Genomic DNA, 17,872 nt, shown 5'->3' on the forward strand with positions numbered 1-17,872 from the left:
TATCGGGGCGACCCTCCGCCTTGCGATCGCACGCACCAGACGCCGCCGGGCCCGCCCTTCGGGCGGACGACGCTACTTTCGAAACACGCCCTAGCCGACGAGTGTCCTGGCCGGGCGCGGGTACGCCCCGTGACCGGCCCGGTGTGTCCGGCGCGCGGTGAAAGCCGTGTAGAGTGGAACCAACGACGCGGGGTGGAGCAGCTCGGTAGCTCGCTGGGCTCATAACCCAGAGGTCGCAGGTTCAAATCCTGTCCCCGCTACCAAAGGAAGGGCCCGGCAGCTGCCGGGCCCTTCCGCATGTTCCCGAGCGTCGGTCCTGTTCCCTGCCCGCCCCCTTGCCGCGCACGGCCCGATGGATCTCCGGAGCGCGCGGACTGGGATACTCCGGCCATGGACGACGGGGGAGTGGCCGGCGCGGCGCGAGCGGCCGTGGAGACACCTGCACGGAGTGCACGCGGTACGTCGACGCCCGGCGCGGGCTGGCAGCTGCGTCCCGCGGCCGGGACGGACATCGAGGTCATCGCGGAGCTGCGGGCCCACGTCATGCGTCCCGATCTGGAGCGCCTGGGACGTTACGACGAGCACCGGGTGCGACAGCGGCTGCGGGATTCCTTCTCCGCGCGGTACACATCGGTCATCATGGCGGACCGTGAGTTCGTCGGCTGTGTCACGGTCCGGCCCCGGGACGACAGGCTGTGGCTGGAGCACTTCTACCTTGCCCCGCCCCGTCAGGGCCGAGGGCTCGGATCCGCCGTCCTGCGCACGGTGCTGGGGCGGACCGACGCGCAGGGCATGACGGTGGGCCTGAACGTCCTGCAGGGCAGCCCTGCCCGCCGCCTCTACGAGCGCCACGGATTCGTCGTCGAGTCCCAGGACCCGGTCGACGTCTTCATGGTCCGCCCCCCGGGCGGTCAGTCCGCCTTGCGGGCCACGCCGCCGTAGAAGCCGATCTCGTCGGAGCGGGCCGGCGGCGGGGTGTCCGGGCGCCAGAACGGGACCTGGGCCAGGCCGGGTTCGAGCAGCTCGAAGCCGTCGAAGAACCGCTCGACCTCGGCACGGGTGCGCAGGTTCAGAGTGGCCGTCGCCTTGTTGTAGACGGCCTGGGCCTCGCTGCGATCGGCGAAGTCGCCCGTGGCGTGCGAGAGCACCAGGAAGCTGCCGGCCGGCAGCGCGTCCCGCAGCGTGGCGACGACCTGCTCGGGTTTCTCGGCGTCGGTGAGGAAGTGGACGACGGCGACGAGGAGCAGGGCGACCGGTTCGTCGAGGGCGATGATCCGGCGGACGTCGGGGTGGTCCACGACGGCCTGCGGATCGCGCAGGTCGGCCAGGACGATGCTGGTCGTGCCGGAGCGGCTGAGCAGGGCGTCGCCGTGCGCCTTCACGATCGGGTCGTTGTCGACGTAGGCGACGCGCACGTCCGGCGCCACCTCCTGAGCGATCTCGTGCACGTTCGGCGAGGTGGGCAGTCCGGTGCCGATGTCCAGGATCTGCCGGACGCCGCTGCCGACGACATGGCGGACGGCGCGCCGGAGGAAGGCGCGGTTGGCCCGCAGGCCGATGCGCACCTCGGGCGCCGCCGCGGCGAGCCGCTCGCCCGCCTGGGCGTCGACCTCGTAGTTGTCCTTGCCGCCCAGCAGATAGTCGTAGATCCGCGCGGGGTGCGGCCTGCTGGTGTCGATGTCCTCGGCACGGTAGCCGTCCTGCCCCACGCTGCGCTCCTCTCGGCGACCGCCACGGCTGCCCTCCCGTGACCGGCGGACGACAGCTTCCCACACCAACTCTGCTGCGAACGAACGCAGTTCTGGTGACAGACAGCGGTCGGACAGCCCGGAGCGGCTGTCACGGGTCAGGACGGGTTGCCCGCCGCGGCGGCCAGGCCCGGCTGGAGGCGCCGGGCGGCATCGAGATGGTCGGCGGTCCAGATCAGCCGTACGGCCGGAGCGGTGGCCCGCCCCGTCTCGTCGGTGAGGTCGCGGCGCAGGGCCTCGACCAGCTGTCCCTCGGCCAGCGGGCTGCGCGGCAGGGGCCGTGGGGGAGCGACGGTCCGGCCCAGGGCGGCGGCCAGGTCCCGGTACCAGCCGGCCACCTGGTCGGCGACGCTCTGCACGACCAGGCGCGCCGCGGGGCGGTCGGGGTCGACGTCCTGGTCGTCGGCGCACCGCCACAGCTCCAGTACGGCGTCCGCGGCCAGGCGGAGTCCCACGATCCCGGTGACCAGGGTGGTCATGTCGGCCAGCGGCACCGGCTTCGCACCGCGCTCCGCGAGGTAGCTGCGGAAGGCGTCGTCGAGCCGTCGTGCGGCGGCGGCCGCCGCACGGCCTTCCTCGACGGGGGTGTCCGCCTTCGGCGCTGGTCCGGGGGCGCAGCGGCCCACGGCGTACGCCACCGTCCCGGCCAGATACCGGGCGGTGTCGGTGTACGCCTCGGCGAGGGCCCGCTCGACCGCGGCCGAGGCGCCGCGCGGCCAGAGGAACAGCGCCATGAGCACGCTCACGGCGCAGCCGATGGCGATGTCCTGGACCCGCAGCAGGGCGATGTGCCAGTCGGGATCCTGGCCGATGTTGAACAGGACGACGAGGGCGACGGTGAAGGCCGCCTGGCCGGCGGCGAAGGAGATGACGGCGGGAGCGACCCCGGCGAGCAGCACGGCGAACGGCAGCACGAACCACAGCGCGGTGCCGTGATGTCCGACGAGGTGCAGCAGCCCGGCGCCGACGACCGACCCCACGACGGTGCCGCCCAGGGCGCGGACGGCGTTCTGCCCCGTGCTGAGGGCGTTGGAGCGCAGCACCGACAGGGTTCCCAGGAGTACCCAGAACGAGTGCTGGACGTTGGTCAGATTCGCCAGGGCGACGGCGATGCCGAGGCCCAGCGCGCCGCGGAGACTGTTGTGCAGCCAGACGGACTGGGGCCGGAAGTGCGCGGCGGCCCGCTCGCGGGCCGAGGCCAGGGGCTCGGTCACGGCTCCGGGATCACGGCCGAGCAGTCGTTCGAGCCAGCTACGGCGTTCGGCGGCGGCCGTCAGATCCACGTTGCCCGCGATCTGAAGGGTGGCGAAGCCCAGCTCCTGCGCGCGGAACGACTGGTCGAGGACCCCGATCACGGGATGCGCACGGGAGGGCGTACCGATCCCGCCCCGGTGCACGGGCAGCCGGGCGGTGGCGCGCTGCTCCATGTCGCTCATGGCCCGGCGCAGCTCGTCCGACGCGCCGCGCAGCGCCTCCCGCGAGCCGTGCGGCGCGTCGAGCAGGTCGGCCGCCTCGTCCAGCACCCGGGCGGCGGCCCGTCGTACGGTGTGCGCGTCGGCGTCGCAGGCCGGGCGGCTGTCGGGGCCGCTGTCGGGAGCGGGCGCGCTGTCGGCCAGGATGCCGCTGAGCCAGGTCAGCTCGTCGACCAGCCGCACCAGCGCGCGCGAGCCGGTGGACAACCCGGTGGGCCGGTAGGGCGTGGCGACGAAGACCTCGCGCAGCTCGGCCGCCGCTGCGCAGGCCCGGTCGGCCGTCACCCGGCACTGCATGACACCCGGCGGGTCGGGTCCCCCGGCCAGCCAGGACGCGTCGGTACGCAGCTGTCGAGCGGCGGCGCGGCAGACCCGGGCCGCGGGCGCGCTCAGCGGGTCGGCGGCCGGCCGCGGCCACAGCAGGGAGATCGCGAGCATGGTGGCAGCCGCCGCCAGCCCCGCCCCGGCGAGCCGCTCGGGCAGTTGCGACAACGACGCCGGCGAGGACACGGGCAGGACCAGTGCGAGCAGCAGCGCGGTCGACGCACCCGCGAGGACGGAGCTGACGACGCCCGCGAAGAGCACCAGGAAACCGACGACGACCATGGCCGTGACCGCGAGCCAGAGCTCGCGCGAGGCGATCGTGCCCAGGCTGATCAGGGCGGCCCAGGCGACGGCGAGCCCCAGGTGGGCCTGGAGCCGCTGGGCCATGGGCCCGGTGAACTCCACGAACAGCAGCATCGAGAACGAGCCGAACGCCGCGTAGGTCGCCATCGGCGCCGAGCCGATCACCTGGCTGCACACGGCGAACACCGTGGGCATCACGAGCGCGGTCCGCGCCGCCTTGCGCGTCGCCACCAGCTCGGGATCACGCTCACGCAGCCAGGAGAGGACGCGTACGCGCCGCATCGGACCAAGTGCCGGCACGCGGTCGCACCTCCTGTCCCTCCCGGCGCGGGGGAAATCGCCGTATCACGACCATTGTCCCTTCCGTGGAACGTGCCGCGCGGCGATGTACGGCCAGGGCCTTTGATTCCGACTCGTCCGCACGCGGCCGACTCGCCGGGCACCCGCACCGGGCAGTTCACCGGCCGGGCCCCTCGCGGGCGTCGAGGCGGGTGTTGAGGCGGGCGGCCTGGCGTGTCAGGTGGTCGCGCTCGGCGAGGCTGGGTGCCTTGAGCGCCGCCTCGGCGTACAGCCGTGCCGCCGCCACCAGGTCACCGTCCCGCTCGTGGAGGTGGGCGGCGACCGCGGTGTGGCGGGGCAGGCAGTCGTCGAGGGCGGCGAGCGCCGCCAGCCCGGCACGCGGCCCGTCGGCCTCGCCGACGGCGACCGCGCGGTTGAGCCGGACGACCGGGCTGTCGGTCAGGCGTACGAGCTCGTCGTACCACTCGACGATCTGCACCCAGTCGGTCTCCTCGGCCTCGGGCGCGTCGGCGTGCAGTGCCGCGATGGCCGCCTGGGCCTGGAACTCGCCCAGCCGGTCGCGGGCCAGGGCCGCCTGGAGGATCTCGACACCCTCGGCGATCGACTCGGTGTCCCACCGGGTCCTGTCCTGCTCGGCGAGCGGTACCAGGCCCCCGTCGGGCGCGGTCCGGGAGGCACGCCGCGCGTGGTGGAGCAGCATCAGGGCGAGCAGCCCCGCCACCTCGGGGTGGTCGATCGAGGCCGCGAGCTGCCGGGTCAGCCGGATGGCCTCGGCGGCGAGGTCGACATCGCCGGAGTAGCCCTCGTTGAAGACCAGATAGAGGACGCGCAGCACGGTGGCGACGTCTCCGGGCCGGGTGAACCGCACCCCGGAGACGGTGCGTTTGGCCCGGCTGATCCGCTGTGCCATGGTCGCCTCCGGCACCAGGTAGGCCCGGGCGATCTGGCGGGTGGTGAGCCCGCCGACGGCACGCAGCGTGAGCGCGACCGCGGAGGACGCGGTCAGGGACGGATGGGCGCACAGGAAGTAGAGCCGGAGCGTGTCGTCCACCCCGGTCGCCGGTCCCGCCGCCGGTTCCTCCTCGACGAGGTCCTCGCGTCGCCGGCGGGCGGCGTCCGCCCGGGTCGCGTCGAGGAACCGCCGCCAGGCCACCGTGACCAGCCAGCCCTTCGGGTCCCGCGGCGGGTCGGCCGGCCAGACGCGGACCGCCTCGACCAGCGCGTCCTGCACGGCGTCCTCGGCCGCCGCGAAGTCGGCTCCGCGGCGGACGAGGATTCCGAGCACACTCGGGGTGAGGCTCCTCAGCAGGGCCTCGTTCATCGGCGAGGTCACTCCGTGATGGTGGGCGGCTCGGTCAGGAACGGGCGCAGTTCGAGCCACTCGTGGATCGGCTCTCCGCCCGCCCCGGGGGCGGCCGACAGCTCACCGGCCAGCTCGACGGCGCGCTCGTGGCTGTCGACGTCGATCACCATCCAGCCGGCGATGAGATCCTTGGTCTCGGCGAACGGACCGTCGGTGACCGGCGGGCGCCCCTCACCGTCGTACCGGACCCACTGGCCCTCCGGGGCGAGCGCCTGGCCGTCGACGAACTCGCCGGTCTTCTCCAGCCGGTCCGCGAACTCCCGCATGTACTGGATGTGCGCCGTGACCTCCTCCGGCGTCCACTTGTCCATCGGGATGTCGTTGACCGCGCTCGGCGCGCCGCGGTAGTGCTTGAGCAGGAGGTACTTCGCCATCGTGGTTCTCCTCGGTGCCGGTACGACCCCATTGTGGTCGCGTTCACCCCGGGGACGGAGCGGTCCACGGGATCTCGACATCGCCGTCCAAGATTTTTTCGACGGGTTCGGCCGGTACCCGGGGGAGCCGTCCGGCGGCGGCCCCGGGCACCGGCCGGATGTCAGCCGAGGGCGGGCGGTGCGGACCCGTCCGCCGTCCCCCAGCCGGAGGGCACGGTGCCGACGTCGAACGCGAGGGACCTCGTGTCCCGCAGGTCCGCCGTCGTCAGGTACGTACGGTCGTAGGGGGAGCCGTCGACGCGGGCCGACCGGATGTAGCGGCGGTCGTCCGAGGTGCCCGGCGCCGTCAGGGTGAGCGCGCCGCGCGGGTAGTAGCGGCGGTCGAGGGTGAGGTCGACCCGTTCGAAGACGGGCGTGGACAGGCCCCAGGTGTCGTAGCCGGGCTGTACCGGGAAGACACCGATCGACGACAGCACCATCCAGGCGGACATGGTTCCCAGGTCGTCGTTGCCGGTCATCCCGGTCGGGGCGTCCGTGAACAGGGTCAGCGCCGCGTGCACCACGTCCGTGGTCTTCCACGGCTGGCCGGTGGAGAGATAGGTGTACGGCGCGATGAGATCGGGCTCGTTCTGGGGGTTGTACTTGTCCGCGTTGTAGTAGTCGTACGGACCGTTGACCCAGACCTCGCGGGCGGTCCTCGCGGGGTCCCGCACGAGTCGGTCGTAGGCGAAGAACGAGTCCAGGCGGTCGTTGGCGGCCCGCTTGCCGCCGATCAGGCCGACCATGCCCGGCAGGTCCTGCGGCACGAGCCACTGGTACTGCCAGGACGTGCCCTCGTGGAAGCCCTCGCTGCGGGCGGGGTCGGCCGGTCCGGTGAACGCCCCGGAGGCGTCGCGCGCGCGGAAGAAGCCGGTCGAGGCGTCGAAGATCCGGCGGTAGTTCTGGGCCCGTGCCGCGTAGCGCGCCGCGTCCGCGTCATGGCCGAGGTCGCGGGCCATCTCACCGAGCACGGCGTCCGACAGGGCGTACTCCAGTGTCGCGGACGCGCCGTGGTCGTAGTCGGAGTCACCGGGCTTCGCGTGCGGCCGGTTGCTGACGTACGGCGCGAACCCCTCGGCGAGGTACTCCCGGTTGGCCTCGCGGCCCACGGCAGGCGAGTCGGCGGCCGGCACGCCGTCCGCGTTCTTCTTCAGGGCCCGGTAGGCCTGCTCCTCGTACCCCTCGAGCAGGCCCTGCTGGTAGGCGTTGGTCAGGAACGGGGTCACCGGGTCACCGGTCATGATGTTCGTCTCGACCGTGCCGTAACCCCACTTGGGCAGCCAGCCGCTCTCCTCGTCGATCTTGATGACGGAGATCGCCATGTCCCGGGCCTCACGCGGCGCGAGCAGCGCGAGCAGTTGGGACTGGGTGCGGTAGGTGTCCCACAACGACCAGTTCTGGTAGTACGTGAAGCCGTGCGTCCGGTGGATCCGCTGGTCCCAGCCGGTGTAACGGCCGTCGACGTCGCTGCCGATGTTGGGCGCGAGGAACGACCGGTACAGGGACGAGTAGAAGGTGCGCCGGAGGGTGTCGCCGCCGCCCCGCGCGCGTACGTCGTCGAGCCGGTCCTCCCACGCGCGCTGTGCGGCGCCGCGGACCTGTCGGAAGGAACGGCCGCCCTCCGCGCGGAGGTTGACGGCCGCGCCGCGGGCGTCGACGTACGAGAGCGCGGTCGTCGCCTCGACGGTCCGGTCCTCGGTCGTGTCGAAGCGTACGTAGGCGCCGTCCCGTCCGGTGTCCGAACCGGCGGTGACCGTGGAGCCGTCCCAGGTGCCGTGCGCGGTGAACGGCCGGTCGAAGCGGGTGATCGTGTAGACGGTGTACGGCCTGGTGTCCTGGCAGAAGCCACTGCCGGTGATCGCGGTGCGCACGGTCCGGTTGTCGAGGACCTCGACCCGGGTGGCGACCGTCCGGTGCAGTGACTGCCCCGCGTCGAGCAGGACGTTGGCCCTGTCGGTGGCGGGGAAGGTGTAGCGCTGCACTCCCGTGCGTGCCGTCGCGGTCAGTTCGGCGGTGATGCCGGACTTCAGCGCGACCTTGTAGTAGCCCGGACTTGCCTGCTCGGTGTCATGACTGAACTCGGCCTCGTACTTGGCGTAGTCCGTCTCGGTGATGTCGCCCGTGGTCGGCAGCACGGGCAGATCGCCGCCCAGACCGCAGCCGACGCCGGAGAGATGGACGAGGGAGAAGCCCCGGATGTGGTTCTGGGAGTGGTCGTAGCCGGTGTTGTGCCCGGTGTCGGGGGAGAACTGCACCATTCCGAAGGGCACGGCCGCGCCGGGGTAGGTGTTGCCTTCGTTCTCGGTTCCGATGAACGGGTTGACGAGATCGGTGAGTCGGCCCCCGTCGGCTGGTGCCGTCCGCGCGGCGGCCGGTGCGGCCTGTGGCGCGCGGGCGGTCTGCGCCGCCTGGGCGGCCGGTGCGGTGAGGGCGGCGCCGAGCAGCGCGACCGCCGCGACCACCGTCCTCGCACCGCGTGTTCGCTGGATCCATCGCATGGGCGTCAGCGCCTCTCGAGCCACTGGACAACGTTGTCAGAGTCGAGCGCGTTCATTCTTGGCGTTATGTGTGTACTCGTCAAGAGCCTTTGTGGGCGGGTGAGTTCGCGAGACGTCCCGGGACGTACGTGGGCTCGACCGGTGAACGCGGCCTGTACAACATGGCGTTCGAGATCGCCTGCCGCGCGGTGAACGAGGTTCTCGCGGGCCGTGCCGAATCCGTCGACGTCACCTCACGGCCGACGGCGGCGTGCGGGTACGCGACGACGGGCCCGGTGTCCCCTTCGAGACCGACGACGACAGCGGGACTCCCGGCCTCGGAGCCCTGCTGCCCCACCCGCACGCCGGGGCGCGTCCCGATGGCCGACACGTCGTGGACACGGACCTCGTCGGCGTGGGCCCCTGCGTGGTCGACGCCCTGTCGAGCCGTCCGACGGCCGAGGTGCGGCACGGCGGGATCCGGTGGGGGCCCAGGAGTACGCGCGCGGGGTCGCCGTCGGCCCGCCCACCGCGGTGGGCCCGGTGACCGACAGCGGGACCACCATCGCCTTCCGGCCCGACACCACATCTTCGGCACGTCCGTGTGCTCGTTCGCCGCGCCGGCCGAGCGGTTCAGGGAACCGGCGTTCCTGAACCGCGGTCTGTGTGTCGCTGACCGACGAGCGCCTCCCGGCCGGCTCCCGGGCGGTACGGTTCCGGTCGCCCGGCGGGGCACGGGGCTGGTTCCGTGGTGTCACGTACGGCGAGCTGGGCGGCGCGGTGGTACGCGACTGTGTCGCGCAGGCCGTCCGGGGACACCTCCTCACCTGGCTGGAGGAGCATCCGGAGCAGGCCGCGGCCGTCGTCGGCCGGGTGGCCGGGGGCACCCTCCGGGACTGAGCCGGACCGGCCGTTCACGGCGCGGGCGGGGGTCCGGACGTACGCCCGTGGTCACGCGGCCGGGCCGCTGGGCCGATCGCGCGTGTTCGAGCCGGCGTCGGCTCGGCACCCCTGCCGAGCCGTCCGGAGGTGCGCAGGATGGTGTGCGACCTCCAGGCGGCGGGCATCCTGCTGGGAGCGGTCGCCGGAGTGGTGATCCTGGAGGTGAGGCCGCACACCGGCTCCTGGCGGATCGTGCTGGGATTCGGGGCGCTGCCCGCCCTGGCCGTCATCTGGCTGCGGCGCAGGGTGCCGGAGAGCCCTCGCCGGCTGGCGCGGAACGGGCGGGAGCGGGAGGCGTGCGAGGTCGGCCGGGCCCTGGTCGGCTCGCCGGTCCGGGTGTCCGACGCCGACCGGGTCCGGCAGGAGGCGACACCGGAGGGGCTGAAGGCGTTCCTCCGACCCCGGCTGTTCTCCCCTCGCCGGCGCAGACGCACGATCTTCGCCGCGGTGCCGCGGTGCCGTGGTTCCTGATGGACCTCGGGCCGAACTCCACCACCTTCGCCCTGCCCGCCGAGGTCTTCCCCTCCGGGATGCGCACCGCGGGCCACGGCTTCGCCGCCGGGTGCGGGAAACCGGGCGCCGCCCTGGGACGTTCCTCTTCCCCGTCCTGCTGTCCGACATCGGGGAGAGCGCGTTGCCGTACGGGGTGGCCGGTACCTGCGCGCCGGGCTTCCTGATCACCTGTGTCTTCCGGGCCGAGACCCGCGACCGTTCCCTGGACGAGCTGTCCGGCGCCCGGATGGCCGCGGTCGCGCCCCGGGTGACCCCGCCGTGATCCCGCGCCGGGCGGGACCGCCGAGGGGCCGGTCCGGGTTTCAGGACCGGCGGTCCGCGGTGGCCGCCTGTGTTGCCCGGCTGAACGTCGAGAGAAGGTGCAGGGCGGTCGTACGGGTTTGGGACAGCAGGGTGATCGCCGGTGCCGTCCAACGGTCCAGACTGCGCGCGGCGTCCGGCTCGAGTTCGATGGTGATGCGGACGAACCGGGTGCTGAGCGTGGTGGCCCTGGTGGCGGAGGAGCCCGGTTCGGCCGGGTCGCGGTGCAGGGCGGCGCGGTAGTTGTTCTTGCGCTGGGTCATGCGTTTTCCTGACGCTTGATGAGTTCTTCGGCGAGCTCCATGTAGGCCGTGTCCTGGGCGCGGACCGGGCCGCCGAACGACTGGGAGTACAGGTCCAGCCGGGCGATCTGGGTGCCGAGCACGTCGAAGCCGCGTTCGGCGAGCACTTCGCGGGCGTCGGCGTCGGGGCCGGTGCGCGTGGCGTCGGGGCGGTTCGTGCGGTTGAGCAGCACGGCGGTGCGGGCCGGTCGCGTGCGGAGGGACTGCACGTCGCCCATCTCGGCCCCGATGGGTGCCATCCGGTCGAGTTCGATGGGCGCCGGGGTGACGGGCACGATCCATTCGTCGGCGTGGCGCATGATGCTGCGCGCGATGCGGGCGTGGTCCTCCAGTTGGGGGGCGTCGTGCACCACGGTCTTGCGCAGGCCGAGGAAGTCGTCGATACGGCGGTGCACATCGCCCACCGGCAGGGCGATCACGGGGAACGGGAAACCGCCGGCGAGTTCGCTCCAACGCAGCGCGGAACCGGCCGGATCGCCGTCGACCAGGAGTGGGGGCCGTCCCAGTTCGTACAGGGCGTGGGCCAGCCAGACGGCACTGGTCGTCTTCCCGACCCCGGGCTTCAGATTGATGAAGGCACAGCTCAGCAGCACAGACGTCACCGTAGGGAGCCGACGCCGCGGGTGCCGCCCGGCACGCAGACGCGACTCCCGGGTTCACCCGCGGGGTCGCACACGACCCGCGCGTTGACGGCGGCCGGGCGACGTGCCGCGGAGCGACCGGCTCTGCGGCGCCTTCCCGGGCGTCGCCGCCGGTGCCGAAGACCGGCCGGACCCATTCGCAGCGCCTCGCCGACTCCGCTCGGCGGGCCCTCGAACTCCTGGCCGACGGGCGGATCCGTATCGACGTCACCGCCGAATACGCCCTCGACGAACTCGGCGTCGCCGTTCAGCGGCTGCCCGAGGGCGTCACCGTCGAAAAGAGTGTCCTGCGCATCGCCGGCCGGCCCGCGGACCGTCCCCGCCGAGGCGTGCGTCGTCCGTGCACGCCCTGAGCGCCGGGTGACGCTTCCGTGCGCCCTCGGGCATGGCCGGATCCCTGCCCTCCGCCGGGCAGGGCGGGCGCGTGCTGGGTATGCCTCCAGCGCCGGTGGGAGCGCGAGCTTGGGGGACACTGTGGCACGCCTGTCGTGGACGTCCGGGCCCTCCTTACCACCACGCCCCCGAAAGCGGCACGCCGTGAGCCGCACCCGGGGCCGGAACCTCACCGGGCCGAGGTTCCGTGATGTCCTGCCCGCCCTCGCCGCGACGACGGCAGCGGTGTGCGCGGTGACCGCCGCGCTCGCGGTGGGTTACCGCGCCGCCGGGATCGTCGTCCCCGTCGCCGGAATCGGTCTCATCCTCTGCGCCGTCGCGATCGGGGTCCGGCGCGGGCGCCCGGGCAGTCGCCGCCGCCACGGTCACTACACCGCCGAGGAACTCCTCGCCCTCGACATCCAGGGCCTGGCCCTGGCAGTGGCCCGGATGCTGCGACGGGACGGCTGGCGGGTACGGCTGCTGCCCGCACCCGACCGGCCGCGCCTGTGCGCCCGCAACGCGGCCGGCCACCGGCTCCATGTGGCCTTCCGGCCGGTCGCCGAGCCCCTGCCGGACGAGGACCGGCCGCACCGCCACGCACACCGGGACGGCGCGGCACCGCAGCTTCGACTCGTCGTTCACCGCGGCGCGTTCGCGGAGCGCGACATCCGATGGGCCCACCGCCAGGAGAACACGTTCCTCCTCGACGGCGAGGCGCTCCGATCCTGGGCGCAGGGCGTCCGCCTCGACGACCTGCTGGCCCGGACGTCGTGACGGACAGGTCCTAAGCGGCGCCGCTGACGCCGGGAGTGACGAAGCGTCGGTGCAGCGGGCTGAGGCCGGTCTCGGGTGCGCCGGAGATGCCCGCCTTCTGGACCGCGGGCGCGAGTCGTTCGGTGAAGAAGGTCTCGAACGCCTCCTCAGATTCCCATACGTCGGTCACATGGAGTCCTTCGGCGTCGAACCAGGCCACGTGCACCTGGCCGCCGGCTGCCGGGATCTCCTCCCAGCCGACCGTGTCGCGTACCGTGTCGTACTGCTCCGGCGTGACTCCCGCCCAGTGCAGCGCCATCACCACAGCCATGTCCGGCCCCCTTGTCGCACGTCGTGACGTCCGTGGTCGGGAGGATCGTTCCACCTCGCGGGACCCGCCGGACAGGGCGCGCGGATGCGCGCCGACCGCGACGGAAGGCCCCGCGCGCTCGTCGCCGGCGTCAGTTCTTCGAAGGAGAGTCATGTCCTTTCCCCGCCTTCCCCGGTCCGCGCCCGGTGAAGTGCTGTTGATGTGCACCTGTTACGAGGACGGCAAGGCCCGATGGGGAGACCTGCTCGACGAGATCGGGGGACGGCGGGAGGGCGACGCGTTCGTCCTGGCGGACGGCCGGGTGCGGCTGCGCCCGGTCGAGGACGGCGGGTGGGACTACCTGCACGGCGGCAACGTACCGGCGCTCCTGCCGGGCGGCGGTCCCGTGCCGCCGGTCGTCGTCCTGGCGGACATCCCGGTGGCGTACGGGGGGAGCGGGCCGTTGCTGGTGGACGCCGCGGCGATACCGGGGCGGGGCGTCCGGGTCGCGTCGGACCGGCTCGGCGAGGTCCTGGACGCGCTGCTGAGCGGCGCGCTCACCTTCGACGACCTGGTGCGCGCCATGGACCGGTACGGCGTGTACCAGGGGGACCGGGGCCGGCCCGCCTTTCCCGCGCCGGCACGGCAGCAGCGCCGGTCGTTCCCGGCGCTGCCCGCCACCGACGTGGCCCTTCTGGTCCGTACCGACTTCGGCGACGAGCAGGGCTGGCGCGCTCTGCTCGACGAACTGGGCGGGGCCGACGAGGACGGTTTCCTCGGTACGGCGCTGGGTGCCGACGAGATCGACGAGGACGACTTCCCGTTGCAGGCGCTGACCGTCGACGACCGGGCCTTCGAGGGGCTGTCCCCGGGCCAGGTCCCCGCGCTGGTCCCGCCCGAGAAGCACACCACCCTGGTCGCGCTCGCGGACGCCCGGACCTTCGCCGGGCACGGCAGGCCGCTGACGGTCGTCGACCTGTACGACACCCCGGGACAGGTCGCCGTCCTTCCGGGCCGCGAGGTCGGATCCATGGCGTGCAACCTGGAGATCGCCAACACGGACTTCTTCGACTTCGTCGCCGTGGAGGGCGTACGGCCCTGGTGGGAGGACTGATCCGCGGATCCGAGGGGAGGGCGGCGACCTGTGTCCCGGGTCCCCCGGATTCCGCCCGGCTCAGGGAGTCCTGGGCGCGGGAGTGCGCAGAGCGGCGTCCAGTTCGCGCATGAGTTCTCCCGCGCGGCCGCCTCCGGGAGGTGCGACGGGCAGTCGGCCGAGCACCGCGACGACCGCCGCAGGTGCGTGACGGCGTGCCCAGTCGAGGGTTCCGGCGTCGGCCCGCTCACTGTCCAGGGCTGCCAGTTCCTCCGCTCGTGCCGCGTGCGCGGCCGCGCCGAGAACGTGTTTGACCTGGTGCGCGTCGGCCAGCGGATGGAGGTACGCGGCGGCGGCCGCGTGGCCGGCCGCCCGTGCCGCGTCGGTAGCGGCGGGCGAGGGGGCCTCTCGCGCCGCCGCGAACGCCGCCCACGCGCACCGCCGCAGCGCCGCCGTGCGCGGGCCGCCCCGGGCGAAGGTGTACGCCGCGTCGACGGCGTCGCGTGCGCGCGGGTCGGCGGGCAGCGCCTGTTCGAAGATCGACAGCACCCGGTGCGCTCCGTCGGCCGCGTAGCCCGCGATCTCACGGAGTTCGGGTGTGTTCAGCTCGATGGGGTCCGACTTGCTCGGCACGGCTCAGCCTTCGGGGTCGGGCCGGTGCGGCGCGTCGGGCAGGTAGCTCGCCAGACCGCGCAGGATGATCTCCAGACCGATGTCGAACCGCTCGTCGGAGGAGTCCGTCACCATCATCCCGGCCAGGGCGCGCAGATGGGGGAAGTCCGCTTCGGGCAGGGACGCGAAGTAGGTCTGCATCTCGTCGGCCATCTCGCGCCAGTCGGGCCGGGCCGGCGACGAGCCGCTGCCGTGCTGGGCGGCCCGGTCCTGCCACATGCCCTCCTCCAGGGCGAACCCGTCGATGTAGGTGGAGATGAGGTCACCGGCCTCCGCGGCGATGCGGTCGGGCAGCCCGGCGGTACGGAAGATGGCGAGCAGCCCCTCGACGTGCGGCAGCAGTTCGGCGGTGAACGGGACATGGGCCATGGAGATCCTGGCCATGTCCCGGTGGGCCAGCAGGCGCTGCCGTCCGGCGCGGGCGTAGGACCGTACCTGCTCCTGCCACCGCTGCGGGTCGGGCCGGGGCATCTCGAAGCCGTCGAAGAGCCGGTTGTACATCAGTTCCAGGAGGTCCTCCTTGGAGCTGACGTGGGCGTAGAGGGCGGAGACGGTGACCCCCAGCTCGGCCGCCACCTGACGCATCGACAGGCCGTCCAGGCCCTGGCGGTCCAGCACGGTGAAGGCGGCCTCGACGACCCGCTCGCGCGACAGCGGCGTGCGTGCCGGGGTGGCACGGGTGCGTGCGGGACGCTCGCGCTCCCACGGGGACGGCGGCGGGGGTTCGGGGGTGTCGGCGGCCACATCGCTCATGAGAACAGTCTAGGCACCGGGAGAACAGTGTTCTCCCGGGTGAGTGGCGTTCACCTGGACCCAACGCGATATATCTTGTCCAGGTCCGAGAGTTGCGCTATATCTTAATGAACGCTGTTCTCTCGGTGAGCGCTGTTCTGCTAAGGTGAACAGTGTTCTCCGCGTTGTCGGGTCGCCCGTGCCCCGGGCCGACCGGCGAACCGGGCAGCCGCACCCATTCATCCGTCCCACCGCGCCCGCGGGTCGTCACCGTGGCGCGGCCCTTCCGCGAGGAGTACCGATGTCCACCACCGGTGTCGCGTCCACCGAGACGCCCACCGACTCACCAGCGCCCTACCGGTGGCGCTGGGCTGCGCTCTTCGTGATCCTCGCGGCCGAGGTGATGGATCTCCTCGACGCCGTCGTCACGAACATCGCCGGCCCCTCCATGCGGGCCGATCTGGGCGGCGGAGCCTCCACGTTGCAGTGGCTCGCCGCCGCCTACACCCTCTCGATGGCCGTCGGTCTGGTCACCGGCGGGCGGCTCGGGGACATCCACGGGCGTCGCCGGATGTTCCTGGTGGGGGCCGCCGGATTCACCGTGGGTTCGCTGCTGTGCGCGGTGTCCGTGTCGCCCGAGATGCTGATCGGCGCCCGGGTCGTGCAGGGGCTGTTCGGCGCGGTGATGCTGCCGCAGGGCCTCGGCATGATCAAGGAGATGTTCCCGCCGAAGGAGTCGCAGAAGGCCTTCGGCATGTTCGGCCCGGTCATGGGGCTGTCCGCGGTGTGCGGACCGATCCTGGCGGGCTGGCTCGTGGACGCCGACTACTTCGGCACCGGCTGGCGGATGATCTTCCTGATCAACCTGCCGCTGGGTGCCGCGGCCATCGCCGGTGCCCTGCGCTACCTGCCCAAGGGCCGGTCCGGGAGCAAGCCGCGCCTCGACATCCCCGGCATGCTGCTGGTCTCGCTGGCCGCGCTGCTCATCATCTTCCCGCTGGTCCAGGGCCGTGAGTACGACTGGCCGGTGTGGACGTTCCTGATGATGGGCGCCTCCGTGGTCGTCTTCGCCGCCTTCGCCGTGTACGAGTCCCGCCGCGGCAAGGCCGGCCTGGACCCGCTGGTCGTCCCGAGCCTCTTCCGCAAGCGCGGCTTCAGCGGCGGCATGGTCCTCGGCCTGGTCTTCTTCTCGACCATGCAGGGCTTCATGCTCGTCTTCAACCTCTACACCCAGATCGGCCTCGGCTACTCGCCGCTCAAGGCGGGTCTGGTGATGGTGCCCTGGTCGGGCGGCATGATCGTCGGCTTCGGCATCGCCCAGGGCGTCGCCAAGTTCGGACGGACCGTGCTCCAGGGCGGCACCCTGGTCATGGCGCTCGGCGTGTTCGGCGTGTGGCTGACCCTCGACACGGTGGGCAGCGGCGTCGGCCCCTGGCAGCTCCTGCCGTCGCTGCTCGTCACCGGTATCGGCATGGGCCTGCTCATGGCGCCGTTCTTCGACATCGTGCTCGCCAGCGTCGAGCAGCACGAGACGGGTTCGGCCTCCGGCACGATGACCGCGATGCAGCAGCTCGGCGGCGCCTTCGGCGTGGCCCTCCTCGGCACCGTCTTCTTCGGTCTGCTGGGCGGCGCGATCGCCGACGGTGTCGACCACCGGTCCGAGGGCCTGCGGCGGCAGCTGACCGCGGCTCAGGTGGCGCCCGCCGCCCAGGACCGGGTCGTCGCGGACCTGCGTACCTGCGCCTCGGACCGTGCCGTCGCCAAGGACCCGGCCGCGACGCCCGCGTCCTGCGACCGCCTGGAGAAGGACACGCGCTCCGCCGCGACCTCGCCCGAGGCCGGCGCCCGGATACCCGCGGCGCTCCAGGCCACCGCGTCGTCGGCCTTCGAGAGCGGGTTCGGCTCCGTCATGAAGTCGGTGCTGTGGATCGTCGACGGGATGCTCGCCCTGACCTTCCTGCTGTCGTTCCTCCTGCCGCGTCAGGCCCGTCCCGAGGGGGGCGCCGGGCACTGAGCCCCGGCCCGCGCGCCGGCGGCGTCGAACGGGACGGCCGGGCATCCCCGCGCAAGGGGGTGCCCGGCCGTCCCGTCCGCACCGTCACCGGGGGTCCGTGATCCGGCACCGGGCGTTCGGCGGCCCCTGCGTACAATTTGGACTCGAACGACGTTCGCGACGCGACGTCCTCCTCCCAGGAAGGAGCGTGCCCGTGCCGGGACAGCGATCCATCAGCGAAGCCGAGAAGCTGGCTCAGGCCAAGCTCGGCGGCATTCGCGTCCACCGTGAACAGATGGCCGTCGTGGCGAACATCTACCGCGCGGCCTCCGCGGTGCGCCAGCACCTGGAGAACTCGGTGCTGCGCGGCCAGGATCTGACCTGGACGGCGTTCGTGGTGCTCTGGGTGGTCTGGATCTGGGGCGAGTCGGAGACCCGGCACGTGGCCGAGGAGGCGGGCATCTCCAAGGGGACGCTGACCGGGGTCGTGCGCACGCTGGAAGGCCGCGGGCTGGTCAGTCGTACGGGGCACCCCTCCGACGGAAGACTCGTCCTGCTCAGCCTCACGGACGACGGGGAGGCGCTGATGCAGCGGCTGTTCCCGCAGTTCAACGAGGAAGAGGCGTTCGTGGCCTCGCGGCTGAGCGACGACGAGTGCCGGAGCGTCGCGGACGGCCTGCGCCAAGTGGTGCTCCAGGTCGAGGAGTCCGGTGAGGAGCGGCGCCTCGCCCTCCTCGACGGCGCCGATCCGGCCCCGCGCCGCAGCGGACGCCGCCCGAAGGCCTGAACTGAACGGCGGGAGAGGTCACAACGGCCGGAAAGGTCTGAACGGCGGGAGGGCCCGAA

19 protein-coding genes and 1 tRNA gene are annotated in these 17,872 nt (G+C 72.7%); 10 read left to right on the forward strand and 10 right to left on the reverse strand.

Annotated features, from left to right (window positions below; translation table 11 throughout):
• Positions 1–186 precede the first annotated feature (186 nt).
• Together ACZ60B_RS32980 and ACZ60B_RS32985 are read left to right on the forward strand one after the other, a co-directional pair.
• Positions 187–263: transfer RNA gene (locus ACZ60B_RS32980), tRNA-Met, on the forward strand.
• Positions 264–390: 127 nt separating this feature from the next.
• The gene (locus tag ACZ60B_RS32985) at positions 391–942 is read left to right on the forward strand and encodes a GNAT family N-acetyltransferase (protein WP_469393555.1); all 552 of its coding nucleotides are present in this window, start codon (positions 391–393) and stop codon (positions 940–942) included.
• Here ACZ60B_RS32985 and ACZ60B_RS32990 read toward each other — a convergent pair.
• The 5 genes from ACZ60B_RS32990 to ACZ60B_RS33010 form a co-directional block, all read right to left on the reverse strand.
• Positions 912–1,709: an SAM-dependent methyltransferase gene (locus ACZ60B_RS32990; RefSeq protein ID WP_469393557.1), complete on the reverse strand. Its 798-nt coding sequence runs from the start codon at positions 1,707–1,709 to the stop codon at positions 912–914. The two genes, ACZ60B_RS32985 and ACZ60B_RS32990, sit on opposite strands and share 31 nt — an antisense overlap.
• Positions 1,710–1,846: 137 nt before the next feature.
• The gene (locus ACZ60B_RS32995; RefSeq protein ID WP_469393559.1) at positions 1,847–4,147 is read right to left on the reverse strand and encodes an FUSC family protein; all 2,301 of its coding nucleotides are present in this window, start codon (positions 4,145–4,147) and stop codon (positions 1,847–1,849) included.
• A gap of 157 nt (positions 4,148–4,304) precedes the next feature.
• Positions 4,305–5,468, reverse strand: coding sequence for an RNA polymerase sigma factor (locus tag ACZ60B_RS33000; RefSeq protein WP_469393690.1), 1,164 nt, complete (start codon positions 5,466–5,468; stop codon positions 4,305–4,307).
• An 8-nt stretch (positions 5,469–5,476) separates the two neighbouring features.
• A complete protein-coding gene (locus ACZ60B_RS33005; protein WP_469393562.1) occupies positions 5,477–5,884 on the reverse strand; it encodes a YciI family protein in 408 nt (135 codons plus the stop codon).
• 161 nt (positions 5,885–6,045) lie between these two features.
• Complete coding sequence (locus ACZ60B_RS33010; protein WP_469393564.1) at positions 6,046–8,421, reverse strand: GH92 family glycosyl hydrolase; 2,376 nt, start codon at positions 8,419–8,421, stop codon at positions 6,046–6,048.
• Between the two features lie 645 nt (positions 8,422–9,066).
• Between ACZ60B_RS33010 and ACZ60B_RS33015 the strand changes: the two genes are divergently transcribed.
• The 3 genes from ACZ60B_RS33015 to ACZ60B_RS33025 all read left to right on the forward strand — a co-directional run bounded on the left by ACZ60B_RS33015 (position 9,067) and on the right by ACZ60B_RS33025 (position 10,117).
• Positions 9,067–9,300, forward strand: coding sequence for a hypothetical protein (locus ACZ60B_RS33015; RefSeq protein ID WP_469393566.1), 234 nt, complete (start codon positions 9,067–9,069; stop codon positions 9,298–9,300).
• 138 nt (positions 9,301–9,438) lie between these two features.
• Entirely contained in the window at positions 9,439–9,813 is a 375-nt protein-coding gene (locus tag ACZ60B_RS33020) for an MFS transporter (RefSeq protein ID WP_469393568.1), read from the forward strand.
• A 91-nt stretch (positions 9,814–9,904) separates the two neighbouring features.
• The gene (locus ACZ60B_RS33025) at positions 9,905–10,117 is read left to right on the forward strand and encodes a hypothetical protein (RefSeq protein WP_469393570.1); all 213 of its coding nucleotides are present in this window, start codon (positions 9,905–9,907) and stop codon (positions 10,115–10,117) included.
• A gap of 40 nt (positions 10,118–10,157) precedes the next feature.
• On the opposite strand, the gene ACZ60B_RS33030 is transcribed toward ACZ60B_RS33025, so the two are convergent.
• Both ACZ60B_RS33030 and ACZ60B_RS33035 read right to left on the reverse strand, forming a co-directional pair.
• Positions 10,158–10,418, reverse strand: a complete 261-nt coding sequence (locus ACZ60B_RS33030) for a hypothetical protein (RefSeq protein ID WP_469393572.1) — start codon at positions 10,416–10,418, stop codon at positions 10,158–10,160.
• Entirely contained in the window at positions 10,415–11,059 is a 645-nt protein-coding gene (locus tag ACZ60B_RS33035) for a nucleotide-binding protein (RefSeq protein ID WP_469393574.1), read from the reverse strand. Before ACZ60B_RS33035 ends, ACZ60B_RS33030 begins: the two co-directional genes overlap by 4 nt.
• 152 nt (positions 11,060–11,211) lie before the next feature.
• On the opposite strand from ACZ60B_RS33035, the gene ACZ60B_RS33040 reads away from it, so the two are divergent.
• Together ACZ60B_RS33040 and ACZ60B_RS33045 are read left to right on the forward strand one after the other, a co-directional pair.
• Entirely contained in the window at positions 11,212–11,451 is a 240-nt protein-coding gene (locus ACZ60B_RS33040) for a hypothetical protein (protein ID WP_469393576.1), read from the forward strand.
• 184 nt (positions 11,452–11,635) lie between these two features.
• Positions 11,636–12,247 (forward strand): hypothetical protein, encoded by a 612-nt coding sequence (locus ACZ60B_RS33045; RefSeq protein WP_469393578.1) that lies wholly within the window; start codon positions 11,636–11,638, stop codon positions 12,245–12,247.
• Between the two features lie 10 nt (positions 12,248–12,257).
• Here ACZ60B_RS33045 and ACZ60B_RS33050 read toward each other — a convergent pair whose 3' ends face one another.
• Positions 12,258–12,557 (reverse strand): hypothetical protein, encoded by a 300-nt coding sequence (locus tag ACZ60B_RS33050; RefSeq protein WP_469393580.1) that lies wholly within the window; start codon positions 12,555–12,557, stop codon positions 12,258–12,260.
• Positions 12,558–12,708: 151 nt separating this feature from the next.
• Between ACZ60B_RS33050 and ACZ60B_RS33055 the strand changes: the two genes are divergently transcribed.
• On the forward strand, positions 12,709–13,650 hold the full coding sequence (locus tag ACZ60B_RS33055) for a DUF6924 domain-containing protein (protein WP_469393582.1): 942 nt from the start codon (positions 12,709–12,711) through the stop codon (positions 13,648–13,650).
• A 60-nt stretch (positions 13,651–13,710) separates the two neighbouring features.
• Here ACZ60B_RS33055 and ACZ60B_RS33060 read toward each other — a convergent pair whose 3' ends face one another.
• Positions 13,711–14,262, reverse strand: a complete 552-nt coding sequence (locus ACZ60B_RS33060) for a putative immunity protein (RefSeq protein WP_469393584.1) — start codon at positions 14,260–14,262, stop codon at positions 13,711–13,713.
• A 3-nt stretch (positions 14,263–14,265) separates the two neighbouring features.
• Positions 14,266–15,054 (reverse strand): TetR/AcrR family transcriptional regulator, encoded by a 789-nt coding sequence (locus ACZ60B_RS33065; RefSeq protein ID WP_469393586.1) that lies wholly within the window; start codon positions 15,052–15,054, stop codon positions 14,266–14,268.
• A gap of 280 nt (positions 15,055–15,334) precedes the next feature.
• Here ACZ60B_RS33065 and ACZ60B_RS33070 point away from each other — a divergent pair, with 280 nt between their 5' ends.
• Positions 15,335–17,047: an MFS transporter gene (locus ACZ60B_RS33070; protein WP_469393588.1), complete on the forward strand. Its 1,713-nt coding sequence runs from the start codon at positions 15,335–15,337 to the stop codon at positions 17,045–17,047.
• A 193-nt stretch (positions 17,048–17,240) separates the two neighbouring features.
• On the forward strand, positions 17,241–17,813 hold the full coding sequence (locus ACZ60B_RS33075; protein WP_469393590.1) for a MarR family winged helix-turn-helix transcriptional regulator: 573 nt from the start codon (positions 17,241–17,243) through the stop codon (positions 17,811–17,813).
• Positions 17,814–17,872 lie beyond the last annotated feature (59 nt).

It is taken from the genome of Streptomyces sp. NPDC104096 (genome assembly GCF_055584385.1).